Annotated in this window: 12 protein-coding genes; 3 read left to right on the forward strand and 9 right to left on the reverse strand. The window is 57.5% G+C overall.

Annotated features, from left to right (window positions below):
• Positions 1–184 precede the first annotated feature (184 nt).
• Entirely contained in the window at positions 185–1,009 is an 825-nt protein-coding gene (locus tag ACP0KA_RS05330) for an IclR family transcriptional regulator (RefSeq protein ID WP_424627802.1), read from the reverse strand.
• 164 nt (positions 1,010–1,173) lie between these two features.
• Here ACP0KA_RS05330 and ACP0KA_RS05335 point away from each other — a divergent pair, with 164 nt between their 5' ends.
• Complete coding sequence (locus tag ACP0KA_RS05335; protein ID WP_424631487.1) at positions 1,174–2,460, forward strand: ArgE/DapE family deacylase; 1,287 nt, start codon at positions 1,174–1,176, stop codon at positions 2,458–2,460.
• Between the two features lie 179 nt (positions 2,461–2,639).
• On the opposite strand, the gene ACP0KA_RS05340 is transcribed toward ACP0KA_RS05335, so the two are convergent.
• The 7 genes from ACP0KA_RS05340 to ACP0KA_RS05370 all read right to left on the reverse strand — a co-directional run bounded on the left by ACP0KA_RS05340 (position 2,640) and on the right by ACP0KA_RS05370 (position 12,017).
• Positions 2,640–3,794: a serine hydrolase domain-containing protein gene (locus ACP0KA_RS05340; protein ID WP_424627803.1), complete on the reverse strand. Its 1,155-nt coding sequence runs from the start codon at positions 3,792–3,794 to the stop codon at positions 2,640–2,642.
• A gap of 174 nt (positions 3,795–3,968) precedes the next feature.
• Positions 3,969–5,633 carry a dipeptide ABC transporter ATP-binding protein gene (locus ACP0KA_RS05345; protein WP_424627804.1) on the reverse strand — a complete coding sequence of 555 codons (1,665 nt, stop codon included), beginning with the start codon at positions 5,631–5,633 and terminating at the stop codon, positions 3,969–3,971.
• Positions 5,630–6,526: an ABC transporter permease gene (locus ACP0KA_RS05350; protein WP_424627805.1), complete on the reverse strand. Its 897-nt coding sequence runs from the start codon at positions 6,524–6,526 to the stop codon at positions 5,630–5,632. The genes ACP0KA_RS05345 and ACP0KA_RS05350 overlap by 4 nt, the downstream gene beginning before the upstream one ends.
• Complete coding sequence (locus ACP0KA_RS05355) at positions 6,495–7,436, reverse strand: ABC transporter permease (protein ID WP_424627806.1); 942 nt, start codon at positions 7,434–7,436, stop codon at positions 6,495–6,497. Before ACP0KA_RS05355 ends, ACP0KA_RS05350 begins: the two co-directional genes overlap by 32 nt.
• 24 nt (positions 7,437–7,460) lie before the next feature.
• Positions 7,461–9,032, reverse strand: a complete 1,572-nt coding sequence (locus tag ACP0KA_RS05360) for an ABC transporter substrate-binding protein (RefSeq protein ID WP_424627807.1) — start codon at positions 9,030–9,032, stop codon at positions 7,461–7,463.
• A 12-nt stretch (positions 9,033–9,044) separates the two neighbouring features.
• The gene (ggt, locus tag ACP0KA_RS05365) at positions 9,045–10,676 is read right to left on the reverse strand and encodes a gamma-glutamyltransferase (RefSeq protein ID WP_424631488.1); all 1,632 of its coding nucleotides are present in this window, start codon (positions 10,674–10,676) and stop codon (positions 9,045–9,047) included.
• A gap of 78 nt (positions 10,677–10,754) precedes the next feature.
• Positions 10,755–12,017: a CaiB/BaiF CoA transferase family protein gene (locus tag ACP0KA_RS05370; RefSeq protein ID WP_424627808.1), complete on the reverse strand. Its 1,263-nt coding sequence runs from the start codon at positions 12,015–12,017 to the stop codon at positions 10,755–10,757.
• A gap of 92 nt (positions 12,018–12,109) precedes the next feature.
• Here ACP0KA_RS05370 and ACP0KA_RS05375 point away from each other — a divergent pair, with 92 nt between their 5' ends.
• On the forward strand, positions 12,110–13,072 hold the full coding sequence (locus tag ACP0KA_RS05375) for a LysR substrate-binding domain-containing protein (RefSeq protein ID WP_424627809.1): 963 nt from the start codon (positions 12,110–12,112) through the stop codon (positions 13,070–13,072).
• A 382-nt stretch (positions 13,073–13,454) separates the two neighbouring features.
• Positions 13,455–15,794: a molybdopterin guanine dinucleotide-containing S/N-oxide reductase gene (locus ACP0KA_RS05380; protein WP_424627810.1), complete on the forward strand. Its 2,340-nt coding sequence runs from the start codon at positions 13,455–13,457 to the stop codon at positions 15,792–15,794.
• 76 nt (positions 15,795–15,870) lie between these two features.
• Here ACP0KA_RS05380 and ACP0KA_RS05385 read toward each other — a convergent pair whose 3' ends face one another.
• Positions 15,871–16,530, reverse strand: coding sequence for an HAD family hydrolase (locus tag ACP0KA_RS05385; protein ID WP_424627811.1), 660 nt, complete (start codon positions 16,528–16,530; stop codon positions 15,871–15,873).
• Between the last annotated feature and the right edge of the window lie 2 nt (positions 16,531–16,532).

Here is a 16,532-nt window from a genome sequence, read left to right on the forward strand (position 1 = left end):
ATTGGCGCTTGTCTCGTGATAGCTTGTCCCGAATATCGCCGCTCCCGCGTATTCTGGCACGGATAGTATAATGCCGGCCTACATCCATGCCAGCCAGCACGAGAGCTGACAATGCTCGTTAGGTTCTGGAAAATAGGCCAGCAAACGAGATCAATAGAAGCGTTTACATTGCTCGGGGTCCGCATCAAGTCCTGCTGAACATCTTCGAGCCGACCTCCGCGGTCGCTTTCAAGAGACGGTCAAGAAACCTCGGCTTGCCGTTCTGCACCAATTGAGCCGTCAACGTTGTCATACTGAGACTTCCGACAAGCTGTCCCTTTCGATCGAAAATTGGCGCCCCCAGAGCGGCAAGACCTACGACAAAATCATCGACTGCCAGCTCCCATCCTCGCTGCCGGATGTGCGCAGCTTCTCGCGCAAGCAATTTGGGATTTATCTGACTCTTTGCGGTGCGTTTTATCAGTTCCAGGGAAAGCGCGTACTTCAACTCTTCCGGAGAAACAAATCCCAGAAGAGCCCTGGGGCCGCCCCCACTGTTCAGAGGCGCGCGGGAGCCCACTGTAAACCAGGCTGCATCGACATTCGGTATCGAGGCGCGGACGCGCTCGACACAGAGCGCATGACCTTCGTGATAAACCCAAAGATAGGCCGTCGTACCCGTCTGCTCAGTCAGCTCTCTCATGTATGGCGCGGCGACCTCGCGCAAATCTCTGCCGGTCTCGACGGACGAAGCCAGTTCAAGGACGCCGATACCCAAGCAGTAAAGGCTACTCAAATCGTCATAATCGATCAGGCCAGCCCGCTCGAGCGTATCGAGCAGCCGCCGTGCCGTTCCTTTATCCAGCCCCGTGCGCTTTGCTAACTCGGTGAGTGTCTGACGCGGCTTCGAAACGTCGAAGGCTCTCAAGAGAGCCACCCCGCGGTCGAGAGCCCGCACAATGGGGACTCCGGGTCTTTCCACGACCGCCCTCTCGTACGCGCGGCGCGGAAGCTGCTTTTCGCTGCCCATCGATGCCTTCGAATTTCTCACAGCAAGCGTCTCTTTGATCGCCTCTGATCTACATAACTGCTGACGAGGCAAAGTGTCAAACCATGACACTTACGTTCGTTTATTGACACAAGCATCCATGCGATGGATACAAGGGCTTGGGCACACTCAGCGGGTATCCGGAAATGGCACTAGATCAGGCAATTCGCGACAAAATCATCGCTTCCGTGGAACGCGGTTTCGACGAACAAATCGCTTACACCCAGGATCTGATCAGTCTCCGATCGGTTCGCGGCGATGAGTACGTCATTCAAGATCGCGTTTTCAACGAGCTCCGAAGCCGAGGTTACGCGATGGAGCGGTTCGACATGGACCAGGACGCCATCGAACGCCATCCGGGCGGCTCCCCCTTCTCAGAAGATCACTCGCGTGCGCCGATCGTTGTCGGCACCCACCGGCCACGCAATGAGACCGGGCGCTCCCTCATATTGCAAGCCCATGTGGACGTCGTCCCTCCGGGCCCTGAAAGCTTGTGGACCCATCCGGCGTTCGATCCTGTCATCGAAGGTGATTGGCTCTATGGCCGAGGCGGCGCTGACATGAAAGCCGGTCATGCAGCCAACCTGCATGCTTTGGACGCGCTGCGGAGAATAGGCTTTCAACCTGCCGCGACGGTCTACGTCCAGTCAGTCGTTGAAGAAGAGTCGACCGGCAATGGCGCGCTCATGACGCATCTGCGCGGGTACAAGGCTGAGGCTGTTCTCATCCCCGAACCTGAAGACGAAAAACTGGTGCGAGCCAATACCGGGGTCGTGTGGTTTCAGGTCGAAGTCCGCGGGCTCCCCGTCCACGTCCGGGAAATGGGAACGGGCGCGAACGCCATCGACGCTGCATATCGGGTCATAGGAGAGCTCCGTAAGATCGAATCCGATTGGAACACCAAGAAGGCAGGCCGGCCTCACTTCGAAAACGAAGAACACCCCATCAATCTCAACATCGGAAAGATCGAAGGCGGAGACTGGGAGTCATCCGTTCCCGCGTGGTGCCGAATTAGCTGCCGGATATCTATTTATCCCGGCTGGACGGCTCAAGACGCAGCGCGTGAGATCCATGACCGCGTCGCCAAATTCGCGCTCTCCGATCCATTCCTTTCGAACATTCCGCCGGCTGTCACTTTCCACGGCTTCCATACCGAGGGTTACGTCCTTGATCCGGGCTCTGAGGCCGAGACCGTTCTCGCGAACGCACATCGCGCTGCAACGGGCAAGCCCCTTCAAAGCTTCATGACCGCGGGTTATCTCGATACGCGCGTCTACGCGCTTTACGACAAAATTCCGGCGCTTTGCTACGGCCCATATTCGGAGAATATTCACGGCTTTGATGAGCGTGTGAGCCTCGCCTCCCTGAAACGGATCACCACGACAATGGCGCTTTTCATTGCCGATTGGTGTGGTCTGGAAGCGATCGAGTAACCTCCACGTCGAGAGCGCAGTTCCACTGCTCCTGCGTCTTTGTCCCGTCGTCGAACAGGCCGGCCTTCTTTAGCTCTGGACCCATCGCAGGGCTAACCACTTTCGCCGCCCGGACGTTGGTGTATGAGGCCATTCTCCAAAAACCAAGTTCCGATGCACATGAAAATTCATGGTGAACGTCAACTGATGGCGCGCAGAACCGCTGCTTTGAACGCGTAATATTCGGCCCGTAGATCGACGCTATAGCCGAGCGAGAATGGAGGCTGCGGATGACAGGACAATGTGACGATCACGACGTTCTTCGCGCGATTGATGTAGAGCGATTGCCCCGCGAAACCCACCGCGACCATCGCCCCGTCAGCATCGATCCACCATGAGTAACCGTATCCGGCTGCACCATAACGATTGGTGTCCGCGCCGAACCTGAACCACGGATGGCTTGCATCGCTAACCCAGTTTGCAGGGAGTACCGGCTCGTTGCCGATAAGTCCGTTCCCTAAAATGAACAAGCCGAAACGGCCAAAATCACGTAACGCCATCCCGGCTCTGCTGCCGCCGATCTCCTGCCCACCCTCGGATTCGAGCGTGTAGAACGCATCGAACTCCATGCCGAAGGGCGACCAGATTTTTCGCGACATATAATCCGCCAGCGTCTCGCCCGTCGCCGCGGAGACGAGACACCCCAGGATGTAGCTGTCGCCTGTGTTATAATTGAATGTAGTCCCGGAAGGATGTTTCCGCGACAGCTCTCGCATCAGCGCGAGAACGCCTCCGGGGACCTTGTCTCCCAGCGACTTGCTGTAACGGTTCACATGGGAGTTGCGATCGACATAGTCTTCGGTCCAATCGACGCCCGAGGACATGGTGAGAACATCGCGCACACGCACAGAATCGTAGGCGGATGCCCGAAGTTGGGGGATGTAGGTCGAGACACTGTCATCGAGACTCGCGATGGCCCCATCCGCCACGGCAGCCCCGATGAGCGTCGAGGTGAGAGACTTGATCATCGACATCGATGACCAACGCGTGCCCTCTTCAAGCCCAAGCGAATATCGCTCCAAAACGATGGAGTTGTTGTGAAGAACGAGCAATCCTGCGACGTTCGCACGATGGATATAGTCCTCTACTCCATAAGATCGCCCGTCGATCTCGTAATTTGGGAGGATCTCTGCTCTTCGATCTAGTTGACGGGTGCTGCCGCCTCGTCGAACTGTCCGCGTCGCAAACATCCGATCGACATTGCGGTAAGCGTAGGCCTGTTCTGTTGGGGAAAGGAGCAGGAAGTCTTCGCCCGCAGGCACGACAACACGAGGGTAGGCAATCGCATCCGTCATTGGGAGTACCCTGTCAAAGAAACGCTAAGGCGAGCCTTGTTTCCGCATAAGTCGAGCGACTTCGCGGTCTCTTTCGTTCTTATTGTTCGATAAACCAACCATCGCACCCGGTTTTCCGCTGGCTATCGGCATCGCCATCCCTGAAGTCAGAGGGGGAATACAACGACTGCTCCTTTATCCGAGGTTTTGCTGTTGGCTGGTGGAAACCGCCTCGCTCTGAGCCAACTCGAAGCCACTTGCTCCGCCTGGCATCGCGGCGATGAGCCGGCGCGTATAGTCATGCTGCGGCTCCTTGAAGATGCGTCGCACCGGACCGATTTCGACAAGCTCCCCTTGATGCATGACTCCGATCCGGTCGGAAACGTTCGACGCCACGCGTAAGTCGTGTGTGATGAAAATCATCGAAAAGCCGATCCGCGTACGAAGGTCTTTCAACAAATTCAAGACCTGCGCTTGGACAGATACATCGAGCGCCGATACGGCCTCGTCTGCGATGATAAGCTTCGGCTCCATTGCCAATGCCCGTGCAATGCAGATGCGCTGTCGCTGCCCGCCCGAAAATTCGTGAGGATATCGCTTGAATGAATCTGCGCGAAGACCCACAAGCTCAAGGAGCTCCTGTGCACGCTCCGTCGCAAGCTTTTTGGACAGTCCGTGTTGAACTGGCCCTTCGATTAAAGACTGCCCTACCGTGCGACGCCCATTGAGCGATGCGTAGGGGTCTTGAAATATCATCTGCACGGATTGTCGGAAGCTCTTCAGTGCCTTAACCGGTAGCTTGGCGACGTCGTGTCCTTCAAATCTAATTTCACCACTTTCTGGCGTTTCAAATCGCATCAGACATTTGGCCAAAGTCGTCTTTCCGGAGCCGGACTCGCCGACGATTCCGATCGTTTCGGCCTCGCCCAGCGTGAACGAAACACCCTTTAGCGCCTTCACGGTCCGCTTGGCGCGAAGAAAACCTTGCGTTCGGTAGGTCAGTTCAAGAGATCTGATGTCCAGGACCGTCTTTCGGTCACGCTCGGGAGCCGGACCGAGATTGAGTTTGGGCACCGCATCAATCAGCGACTTTGTGTAGGGGTGCGATGGATTGCTGAGAACCCGCGAGGGTGGCCCACTCTCAACCACTTTTCCGCGCTGCATGACGAAGACGAAGTCTGCCACATCCGCAACAACACCGAAATCGTGCGTGATGAGTAGAATTCCGCTATCGTGTTTCGTCGAAAGGTCCCGAAATAGCTTAAGGATCTGAGCTTGCGTCGTGACATCAAGGGCAGTCGTGGGCTCGTCGGCGATGATCAGCGCGGGTTCTAATGCAAGCGCCATTGCGATCATGACGCGCTGGCGCTGACCGCCCGATAACTGATGTGGGTAGGACTCGCGCAGAGTCTCTGGGTTAGGCAGCCGAACGTCTTCCATTAACGACAGAATTCGCGCCGCGACTTCGGATCGCCTCATCTGGGGTCGATGGATGAGGAGAACCTCGGCAATCTGGTCACCAACCTTCATGACGGGATTCAGCGCCGTCAGAGGTTCCTGGAAGACCATTGATGCTCTGTCGCCGCGTAGCCGCTTGAGGTCACGGCCGCTCAAGTTAGTGACCTCTTGCCCGACAACTTGGATCGATCCACTTGTTATCCGGAGCGCTTTTCCCGGCAGCAGGTTGAGAACCGAATACGCGGTAATGGATTTTCCCGAACCGGATTCACCGACAATGCAGGCGATCTGCCGACGGTGAACCTCGATAGTGGCTCCCTCGACGGCAAATGCTCGATCGCCCCCCTTTGGCAGAGCCACGTGCAGATCGCTGATTTTGAGAACGGGCTGCTCATTCATCATTGCGCAGACGCCGATTTACTGAACTTGGGATCAAGCATATCACGCAACCTGTCTCCGAGAATATTGACAGATAAAACCGTGAGGCTCAGCACCAGGCTTGGGCAAAGAACCGTCCAGGGGGCGCGCTGGAAAACGCTTCGACCATCCGCAATGATGTTGCCCCAGCTCGGAATTTCAGGAGGAAAGCCCACGCCGAGAAATCCAAGAACGGCTTCTGCCAAAATCGCGGCTGCAAACATAAACGTCGTCTGAACAACGAGCGGAGCGAGGCAGTTTGGAAAAATGTGGCGAACGATGATCAACCGGTTTGGAATTCCAAGCCCCACCGCCGCCTGAACAAACGTCGCCTCGCGAACGGATAAGACGACCCCGCGAACCAGCCGAACCACTCGTGGCAGCTCCGCAATCGAGATAGCCGCGACAATCGACACCACGCTCGGCCCGACAAGGGAAACGATGGCGATCGCAAGAAGTAGCGACGGGATCGCCATCAGGCCGTCGATGAACCTCATCATGATCGCATCAAGTGTGCGAAAAAAGCCCGCCACAAGCCCGATGATCGTGCCGAGGACCGCGGACACGAATGCCGACAGCACCCCGACCAGGAGCGACACCTGCCCGCCGTACAACACGCGACTCAAAACGTCGCGGCCCAGTCCATCGGTTCCGAACAAATGAATCCAGCTCGGCGCTTGCAACCTCGCACGGGGCCGGATCTGCAAAGGATCGAACGGCGCCAAGAGCGGAGCAGCAACCGAAACCGCGACCAGCAGTAATAGAATGAGGACGCAAACCACGATGCCGGGATGCATCCAAAGCCCTGCCAACTGGCGGCTTGGACGGCGGCCGACGGGCTCCACGTCAATAACGGATTCTTGGATCGACGATGACATAGACGATATCAATCAGAAGGTTGATAAGGATGAAGATCAACGCGAAGAACAAGATCAGGCCCTGCACCACGGGATAGTCTCGCGTAAGGATGGCATCTATCGTGAGAAGCCCGATACCCGGAATATTGAAAACACTCTCGGTGACCACAACACCGCTGATCAACATCGCGATGCCGACACCGATCACGGTCACGATCGGAATAGCCGCATTGGGCAAGGCGTGCCGCCACAAGATCCGGCGATCGCTTGCTCCCTTGGCGCGCGCCGTGCGGACGAAGTCTTCATTCAATATCTCTAGGACACTCGACCGCGTGACCCGCGCAATAAGCGCGACAAACACGAGAGAAAGCGTCAACGCCGGCAGAAACAGATGGCGCAATGCCAGGATCGGCTGCTGAAAGGGACTGACATAGCCCTGACTCGGAAAAAGATCCGCCCAGATTGCAAGTGTAAGGACAAGAATATAGCCGGTCACATAGGCCGGGATTGAAAATCCCCCAATCGATAACGCCAGCACGAACTTATCGATCCAGCGCCCACGATACCACGCCGCAAGCGCCCCGAGCGGCACGGCGATAAGGACCGTGAGCGTGATAGCGGCAAAGGCCAAAACGAAGGTCGGCTCGAGCCGCGCCGCGATGAGATCCGCGACCGGCTTCTTGGATTGAATGGAATTGCCAAGCCGGCCGCGGACGACGTCAGCGACCCACGCGCCGTATTGAACGTAGAGCGGACGATCGAGGCCAAGTTCGGTACGGATATGGCTGACGGTCTCAGGGCTCGCCATGTCGCCGGCAATCACCGTAGCGGGATCGCCAGGCGTCAAGCGCAGCAATGCAAACACGATCGTGATCACGATGAGCACGACCGGCACTGCTGCAAGAATGCGTCTCAAAATGAGGATCGGCATACTGCGAGCTCCTGACAACCGATCCTAGTGTTTCTCGACACCCCAGAAGACGGCAATCGGCGAGTCGATAAAGTTGGATACGTTCTTCCGATAGGCCGCATAGTTATAGATAAGACCAAGCGGAATATAGAATACTTGATCGTAAGCGCGCTTCTGGATTTCGTCTGCGATCTCTTTCTGCTTCACCGGATCCCCTTCCCGGATGAAGGCGGTTTTGAGTTCCTCGGTTTTCGGATCGTCAACGAAGCCCGTGTATGCTCCCTTGCCGCGCGTGTCAAAATTCATGTTCACGAGTGGCGACATCAAATCAAGCGTCGTCCACACGGCATTCGCGATGTTCCAGCCGCCTTCAGCCGGCGGGGTTTCCAGCGTGCGGCGCGAAAGGAATGTGCTCCATTCCATCGTCTGAATCTCGGCGTTGATGCCGATTGATCGCAGAACCTGCTGCGTGAGTGGCGCGAGACCCGAATAACTCACGATGTTCGGCGCGATCATGACCACGCGCTCACCCTTGTAGCTCGACTCCGCCATAAGAGCTTTGGCCTTCTTCAGGTCCGGCCCCTTCACGGCACCAGCCGAAGATTCAAGCGGCGTTTTGCAGATGAACATCGCGTCGCACGTCATGTAACCATCAGGGTCACCCACGACGGCATCCATGAAATCGCGCTGACTGACGGCGTATTGAACGGCCTTACGCACCTTCACGTCGTTGAACGGAGGGTTGAGCCAGTTGAACCTGATCGTGGGCGCGTTTGTTCCCGAGCGTTTCTGGATAACAATGTCAGGATTACCCTGAAGCTGCGGCTTCGTATCCGCGGTCATATTCTCGATGATATCAATTTCTCCCTTTTGCAGAGCGTTGATCGACGCCTGCATATCGGGGAACGAGATCCATTCGATCCGATCGACCTTGGCGATTTTTCCGCCCGCAAGCCCGCTGGCCGGCTCGGATCGCGGGACATAGTTTGTGTTCTTTTCATAAACGGCTTTGACACCGGGCTGAAATTCCGATGCAACGAATTTGAAAGGTCCGGAGCCGATCACTTCTGTGATCTGCTTCTCCGGCGGCGTCTCCGCAATCCGCTTAGGCATGATGAACGGAGTGATCGAACTTGGTTTCGACAGCGCGTAGAGCATCTGTCCAAACGGCTCCTTCAGGACGATCTTGAACGTCTTTGGATCGACAGCAGTCATCTGCCCGGTTGCTGACGCAAGCCGTTTGCCGAGGATATCGCGCTTCTCCCAGCGCTGCAGCGAAGCGATACAATCGTCGGAAGTTACGGGCGAGCCATCGTGAAAGGCCAGCCCATCTCTCAAGGTGAATGTGTACGTCAGCTTGTCATCGCTGACGGTCCATTTATCGACCATCTGCGGCTGTGGCTTGAACGCGGCATCCTGCGAGAACAGCGTATCGTAGACGAGATAGCCATGGTTTCGGGTGATGTAGGCGTTGGTGTAAACGGGATCGAGCACGCGAAGTCCCGCGTGCGGAGAGACGCGGAGGGTCGTCGTGGCGAGAGCAGCCGCTGGGAAGGCTGCTGCGGCAATCAGTAATGAAGCGATCGCGGCGGCGATTTTGAAGCTCGATTTTAGCACGGGCGTATCTCCTCAGGATTTTGGTTTGCGGTTGCGGGTGGGATCCGGCCAGAAAGCTGTCTTGCGCCGTGCTAATCCTCCGCCGATTCCCATCGGGGTTCCGTCAGCGCGCCAACAGGATGCGCCAACCATTGAGCCATCGTCATTGAAGAAGATTGCTCCCATGCCACCTGCGACGTGGTCGACGGGCATCACATTGTGCCCCATGGCTTGCAGTGAACCTTGAACAGATTCTGAGAATCCCCGCTCGAGTTCCGCCTCCTCGCCCCAGGTAAACAATCGCGGCGCCTCGACGGCCTCCTGCAAGGTCATGCCGTGATCGACGATATTCAGGATCATCTGGAAAACCGCAGATGGAATCCGATGCGCCCCTGGAAGGCCGACTGCAAACAATGGCTTTCCATTCTTGGTGGCAATAGTGGCCGATATTCCGCTTGTGATGCGCTTGCCCGGCTGCAACGACAAAGCCCGGCCCGGATGCGGATCAAACAGATACATGTAGTTGGTGGGAATAATGCCGGTTCCCGGCACCATGATCCGCGCGCCGAACAGACTGTTGATGGTCTGCGTGGACGAGATCACGTTGCCATGGCGGTCCGCGATGGTCAGATGCGTTGTGTTCGCCGATTCAACCTCAAGCACCCGCGCGCCGAATTTTCCAGCGCGGCCCTGCTGGATCTCCGGTCTGCGCAAATCAGCATAGCTCTTCGAAATCAACCGCTCGACGGGGACATCGACAAACGCCGGATCGGCTGTCGCTGCGCGGCGATCTGCTGCTGCGATCTTCAAAACCTCCAGCATCAAGTGGAGAGACTCGGGCGTCCCATAGCCAAGTGATCCGATATTGAATGGCTCCAGGAGATTGAGCATCTGAGCAATATGAACGCCACCGGTGCACGGCGGCGCGACGCCGACGATATCGACACCGCGATAACGCGCACGAATGGGTTCACGTTCGACAGTCCGGTAGGTCTTCAGATCATCCAGCGAGACGAAGGACCCAGCCGCCCGCAGTTTGCGCACAACCTCTTCACCCAGAGGGCCTCCATAGAAGTGGTCAGGGCCGTTTGCGCTGATCGCACGGAGTGTTCGCCCGTAGTCGGCTTGAACGAGAAGCGCGCCATCCTCCAGCGGCTTGCCACCCGGGAGAAAGAGCGAGGAGATCACAGGATCGAGCGCCAGGTCCTCGGCGGTTTCCTCGATGCATGACGATAGATATGGCGTGACCCGGAAGCCGCGCTCGGCATGCCGGATCGCCGGCTCCATCACCTGTTCGAGCGACAATGTTCCGAAGCGTTGGAGCGTCTCGCACCAGGCTTTGAGATTGCCAGGAACCGGGACCGCCGCGCCGCCAACGCGATTTCGACGCCCTTCGGTCTCCATATAGTCCGGCCAAGTCTCGGAAACCGGCACGAAACTGTCAGGACGCGCCTCCGCCGGTGCAGTCGCAAGCCCGTCGATGGTCAATTCACGACCATCGGCCAGGCGAATAAGGGCTGTTCCACCGCCGTAGATCCCAACCATCATCGGCTCGACGACCGTCAGCGTAAAAAGCGCTGCGATCGCGGCATCGATTGCATTGCCACCGGCCCCCAGCATTTCGACAGCTGCAGCAGATGCCAATGGGTGGTTCGTCACCACCATTCCACCCTGCGCGATGACCGGCGTTTTCTCGCACTTAAATGTCGTGCCCGCCCGTTGACGCCATCCAGTCTCCGTCACCTAGACTTCTCCCCCCACATTGACTTGTTGTTCTTTTGCTACGCCGTGTTGCCATTCACGGATCAGGCTCTCGATACAATCCGCATCGTAGCCACCCTCTTGCAGGATTTCACGTGAATGCTCGCCCTTGCGCGGCGCCAGGCGCATCGGGTCCGGCTGGCTTTCACTCCAACGGCTCGGAACGCGCAGCGTGCGCACGCGACCTTCCGCTGGATGATCCGCCACAGCGAAAAAGTCTGCCGCTTGAAGATGTGCGTCATCGACGAGCGACTCTAACGTGTGGACGCGCGTGTGCGGGACATCGAGGCTGGTTAGAAGATCGCACCATTCGGAGGTTCCGCGCGATAACAGAATCGATGCCAGGCGCTCATTGAGTGAATCGGCATGCTGTATTCGTCCGGCATGGGACGCGAACCGTTCGTCATTCAGAACGTCATGCTGCCCGGTCGCCGTGAAGAAATCTCGCCAGTGCCGATTGCTATAGAGAAGGACAGCGAGGTAACCGTCAGATGTGCGGAACGGACGTCGTTGCGTTGATAGCAGGCGCGCATAACCGCCCTGGTCCAGCGGCGGATCGTAGGTAAGTCCTCCCATGTGATCGCCAAGAACCACGGTAGCGAGCGTTTCGAACATCGGGATTTCGATGTGCTGGCCTCTTCCTGATTTTGATCTGAATAGAACCGCGGCCAGAATAGCGCTCGCAGCGTGGAGACCCACCATCCTGTCAGCGATGTTGATCGGGATGTAGCGCGGAGAGCCGCCTCCCGAGGTCCCGATGAGGTGGGGAATGCCAACAGCTGCCTGGATAAGATCATCATAAGCTGGACGATCAGCATACGGTCCGCCGGAGCCATATCCAACCATGCTCATATAGATGATGCGTTCGTTGACCGCCGACAGGGTTTCGTAATCGAGTCCCAACCGGGCCATAGCTTGAGGTCTAACGTTGGAAACGAAGACATCCGAGGATTCTGCTAAACGCAGCAAAGCCCGCCGTCCCGACTCCGATTTGAGATCAATAACGATACTGCGCTTGCTGCGGTTGGCATGAAGAAACATTCCGCCCATTTCGCCGCTGCGGCTTGGTCCGACTTGACGAATGACGTCGCCTTCCGGACTTTCAACCTTAATGACGTCCGCGCCCATATCGCCGAGGATGCTGGTGGCGAACGGCCCCATCAACACAGTCGTGAGATCCAGGATCCGCAGACCACTCAGCGGTCCCGTGGCTTTCTGTTCCGGATCACGCGTGCGTTGCACCATTTCAATCAAGCTTTCTCGCTCTGCCCATCAATAGCGCCCAGCACTGAGGTGAGCATCACAACAGATTTGTGATCGGTCCATCATGCGACACTATGATTTTTGATAATTACGACTTATGGTTTCGAATGAGCAAGAAATCGGAACCACCTCAACTCGAACTGAGGCACCTGCGCTATTTCCTGATGCTCGCAAAGGAGCGGCACTTTGGACGGGCCGCGGAGCGACTTAAGATCGCGCAACCAAATTTGAGTCAGCAGATCCAGAAATTGGAGAAGATTGTCGGATCGCGGCTCCTGGATCGCACCCGAAAGGGTATTCGGCTCACCCCGGCTGGCGAATCACTTGCTGCAGGAGGAGGCCGCACGCTCGATCAGGCCGAGCGGGCAATGCAGGATGCGCGACGTGCGGGTCGCGGTGAATTGGGAAAACTAAGGGTCACCTACGTCGCCTCAGCCGCTTATAACGGCGCGCTCACATCGATGATCGCAGAATATCGACGGAGTTATCCGAATGTCGAACTCGAGCTGTCCGAACTCGAAATGCGCCAGCAACTCAACGCACTCGCCGAAGGGTCCGTTGATATTTGCTACGTTCGACCGCCCGTCGAACTTCCCGAGGGTATCGCCACCATTCGCATCCTCGAAGAGCCGACTATTCTGGCGCTACCCGCCACACATCGGCTTGCACAACGTGCACGCGTTAACGTCCGCAGCCTCACGAACGAAGTTTTCATAACGCCGCGTCACGATCCCGGCGTTAGCTTTCACCAGCACACCGTGGCGGCGTGCAAGGCGGCGGGGTTTTTACCTCAACTGGGACCTCAGGGACGCGATTTCATGACAATTGCGAGCATGGTGGCTGTCGGCCTCGGTGTTGCAATCGTACCGCGTTCCGTGAGCTGCGTAACCCTACCCGGTGTTTGCTATCGCGAGTTTACAGGACACACCATCATGGCTGACCTCTCAATTGCATTCCGCAAGAGTGATCCTTCAGAAGCGGTGCGTGCCTTCGTCAGGTATTCCCGATCCAGTGGCTCAGGACGACTCCAGCCTTAAGATCACTCCGATTAACTTGCCTCGGGACCTGGCTCAATCGTGAGCATAGGGAAAGCTGGTGGTACCGCGTACTTAGCTTCTCGCCACCGACCGGCGATCGCCATCAGCGAAACGCCGTTGAGCGTGAAGCGATGCTTGTGCGTCGCTCAGTAGACATTGTTCACGTGTCATCCCTTCACCTCGACCTCACCACGCGCCCGAGATATCACCGAACGTAGGTCGTCTTGCTCCAGGCATACGGTCTCTTGTGTCGCCAGAGGACTCATTGATTTAAGTTATTGAAAATCCACAAACCGCATATTGGACCAATCGAAGAGACGAGGGCAATATCTCCGGGCAGTAACGTCTTTCCAACGCAACGCTGCCCTATGACGGTGATTTGATGTCCGATTCGAACTTCAATGATCGCCAGCCCAGTTCATCGACTCACAGCGCGCATTGGGGCGCGTTCTCCGCACGATGGAATGGCCAAGATGTCGCTATCGAGCCTTATGCTGGCGATCCATCGCCGTCACCGATTTTGAATAACTTCAAGGGCGCGCTACGTCACAAGGCGCGCATCCTCAAACCCATGATCCGGCGCAGCTGGCTCGACAACGGTCCAGGGCCGCAGCGGCGAGAAATCGGCGATGCCTTTGTCGAGTGCGAATGGTCCACGGCACTCGAGTTGCTCGCCAGCGAATTAATCCGCGTCCGGGACAATTTCGGCCCGCAAGCCATTTACGGCGGCTCGTATGGTTGGTCGAGCGCCGGGCGCTTTCATCATGCCCAGAGCCAAATCCACCGTTTTCTGAATGTCGCCTGTGGCGGTTATATCCGCTCGGTCAATAGTTACAGCGCGGGCGCGTCATCGGTCATCCTCCCGCATGTGATGGGTCCGTTCGAAAACCTCTCGCGGCGAAACGTCACCTGGGACCAGGTTCGTAACCATACCGATGTTGTGCTGGCGTTTGGCGGCATGGCCATCAAAAATTCAATGATTGCCAGCGGTGGTCTCAGCCGCCACATCGAAGCCGGCGCTATGCGTGATGCAGTCAAGCGCGGCACGCGCTTCATCTCGGTCAGTCCATTACGCGACGACTTTCCGCCGGAAGCGAATGCGCAGTGGATTCCGATCCGCCCCGGCACAGACGTCGCGGTGATGCTCGCGATGATGCATACGCTATTGGTCGAAGACCTGTGCGACCACAGCTTCCTGGAACGCTACACGACCGGCTTTGATATCTTCGCCCGCTACCTGCGCGGCGAAAGCGACGGCCGTCCTAAACATGCCGATTGGGCCGCTGCGCTCTCCGGCATCGATGCCGACACCATCCGAGACCTCGCGCGCGCGCTGGTTCGCTCGCGCAGCCTCATAACGGTTGCTCATGCATTACAGCGCGCCCAATACGGCGAACAACCTGTTTGGGCCGCCGCAGTCCTGGCCGCTATGGTTGGGCAGATCGGCCTCCCCGGTGGCGGGTATAACTACGCGTTGGGAGCCATGGGTCACACCGGACGGCGGGTCAATGCGGTGCCGATCCCAACCATGCCGCAAGGCACCAATCCAGTCGGCGACTTCATTCCGGTGGCACGCATTGTTGATATGCTACTCAATCCGGCGGCGCCATTCGAATATAATGGACGCACTCTATTCTATCCGGACATCAAGCTTGTGTATTGGGCCGGCGGCAATCCGTTCCATCATCATCAGGACATTCATCGTCTCCGCCGGGCGTTCATGCGACCCGATACGATCGTTGTCAACGAACAGGCATGGACAGCGATGGCACGGTCGGCCGATATCGTGCTGCCGGCAACCATGACGCTCGAACGCGACGATATCGGCGCAGCAGCAACTGATCCGCGATTGATTGCAATGCGTCAGGTTGCGCCGCCGATCGGCGAGGCCCGCGATGACTTTGCTATTTTCTCCGAGCTCGCCGCACGGCTTGGCGCCGAGAGGCCCTTTACCGAAGGACGCACTGCGCGCGAATGGTTGGCACATCTCTATGAACCAACACGACAAGCTCTCGCCGCGCGCGGTTGGGAGGCACCCGACTTCGAAGAATTCTGGAAGCGCGGCGAACTAGCCCTGCCATCGGAGGACGATGATGGCGGTATTTTACGCAGTTTCCGAGCTGATCCCGACAAAAGCGCGCTACCAACCCCGAGCGGCAGGATTGAGATTTACAGCGAGACTATCGCGAACTTCAAATACGATGACTGTCCCGGCCATCCAGCGTGGCTGCCGTCCACCGAACCACCGAGCGAAACTGCACCGCTCATGCTCGTGGCCAATCAACCTGCAACGCGGCTGCACAGCCAACTCGACTTCGGTCACTACAGCCAGTCGCGCAAGGTCCACGGTCGCGAGGTGGCACGACTGCATCCGCACGACGCGGCAGCTCGTGGGATCGCCGAGGGCGACATCATCCGTATTTTCAATTCGCGCGGTGCTTGCCTGGCTGCCGCGCATGTCACGTCGGATATCATGCCGGGCATTGTCCACCTTCCAACCGGGGCCTGGTACGATCCGGCACCGGGCAACGAACCAGATCCGATTTGTGTTCACGGTAATCCGAACGTGTTGACGCGCGATGTCGGAACATCACGACTGGCACAGGGATGCTGCGGGCAGATTACTGCGGTCAATTGCGAAAAATTTCTCGGCGATGCACCTGCTGTCCGCGCTTACGAGCCACCAATTCCGATCACGGCAGCCGTCGAAAATTCGTCCTAATCAACTTCCGTTCGCCGGTTGTCGTCACGGATCTGGCATTTATCGAGCCGTCCGCGTTGAGCGCGGTGTGGCAGAGTCATTTTTCAAGTGCGAGCCTGACGCGCGCCCTCAGCTCGTCAATGTTTCGAACCACACAACCGGCGCCTGCCGCGGCCAACTGCTCGGCCTGATGATAGCCCCAGCCAACGCCGATCGAGCGCAACCCGGCAGCCTGGGCCATCATCATGTCGAAGGTTGTGTCGCCGACAAAGATCGCATCGTCTGGCGAGACCCCGGTGACCTGGAGCGCCTGAAGCAGCATTGCCGGATGCGGTTTGGATGGTGCCATATCGGCAGCCTGAATCGTCTGGAAATAGGCCCCCCAGCCTAACGCTGCCAGCGCCGGAGCGATCGTATCGGAGCGATGTCCGGTCGCGATCCCGAGGACAAAATCCGGCATAGAACTAAGTTCATGAAGTAACTCAGCTGCGCCCTCGAACGGCTTTTCCGCGAATGCGGGGTCTGCCCTCAGTTGCGGGAGCAACAAGTCGTAGGTCGCGACCATTTCTGCAATTGGCGCGGCCTCGCCTGCCAGTTGTGTCAGGATGATTGACAGCGACTTGCCAACCAGTGACAAACTGTCGATTGGCGACGGAACAGGCAGCCGAAATTGGGGAAAGACAATACGGTGGCTCTCGAGGATCAAGGAGCGGCTGTCAACCAGCGTGCCGTCGAAATCAAAGATGATCAACTTCACAA

The sequence above is a fragment of the Bradyrhizobium sp. SYSU BS000235 genome (assembly GCF_049747295.1).
GTDB lineage: Bacteria > Pseudomonadota > Alphaproteobacteria > Rhizobiales > Xanthobacteraceae > Afipia.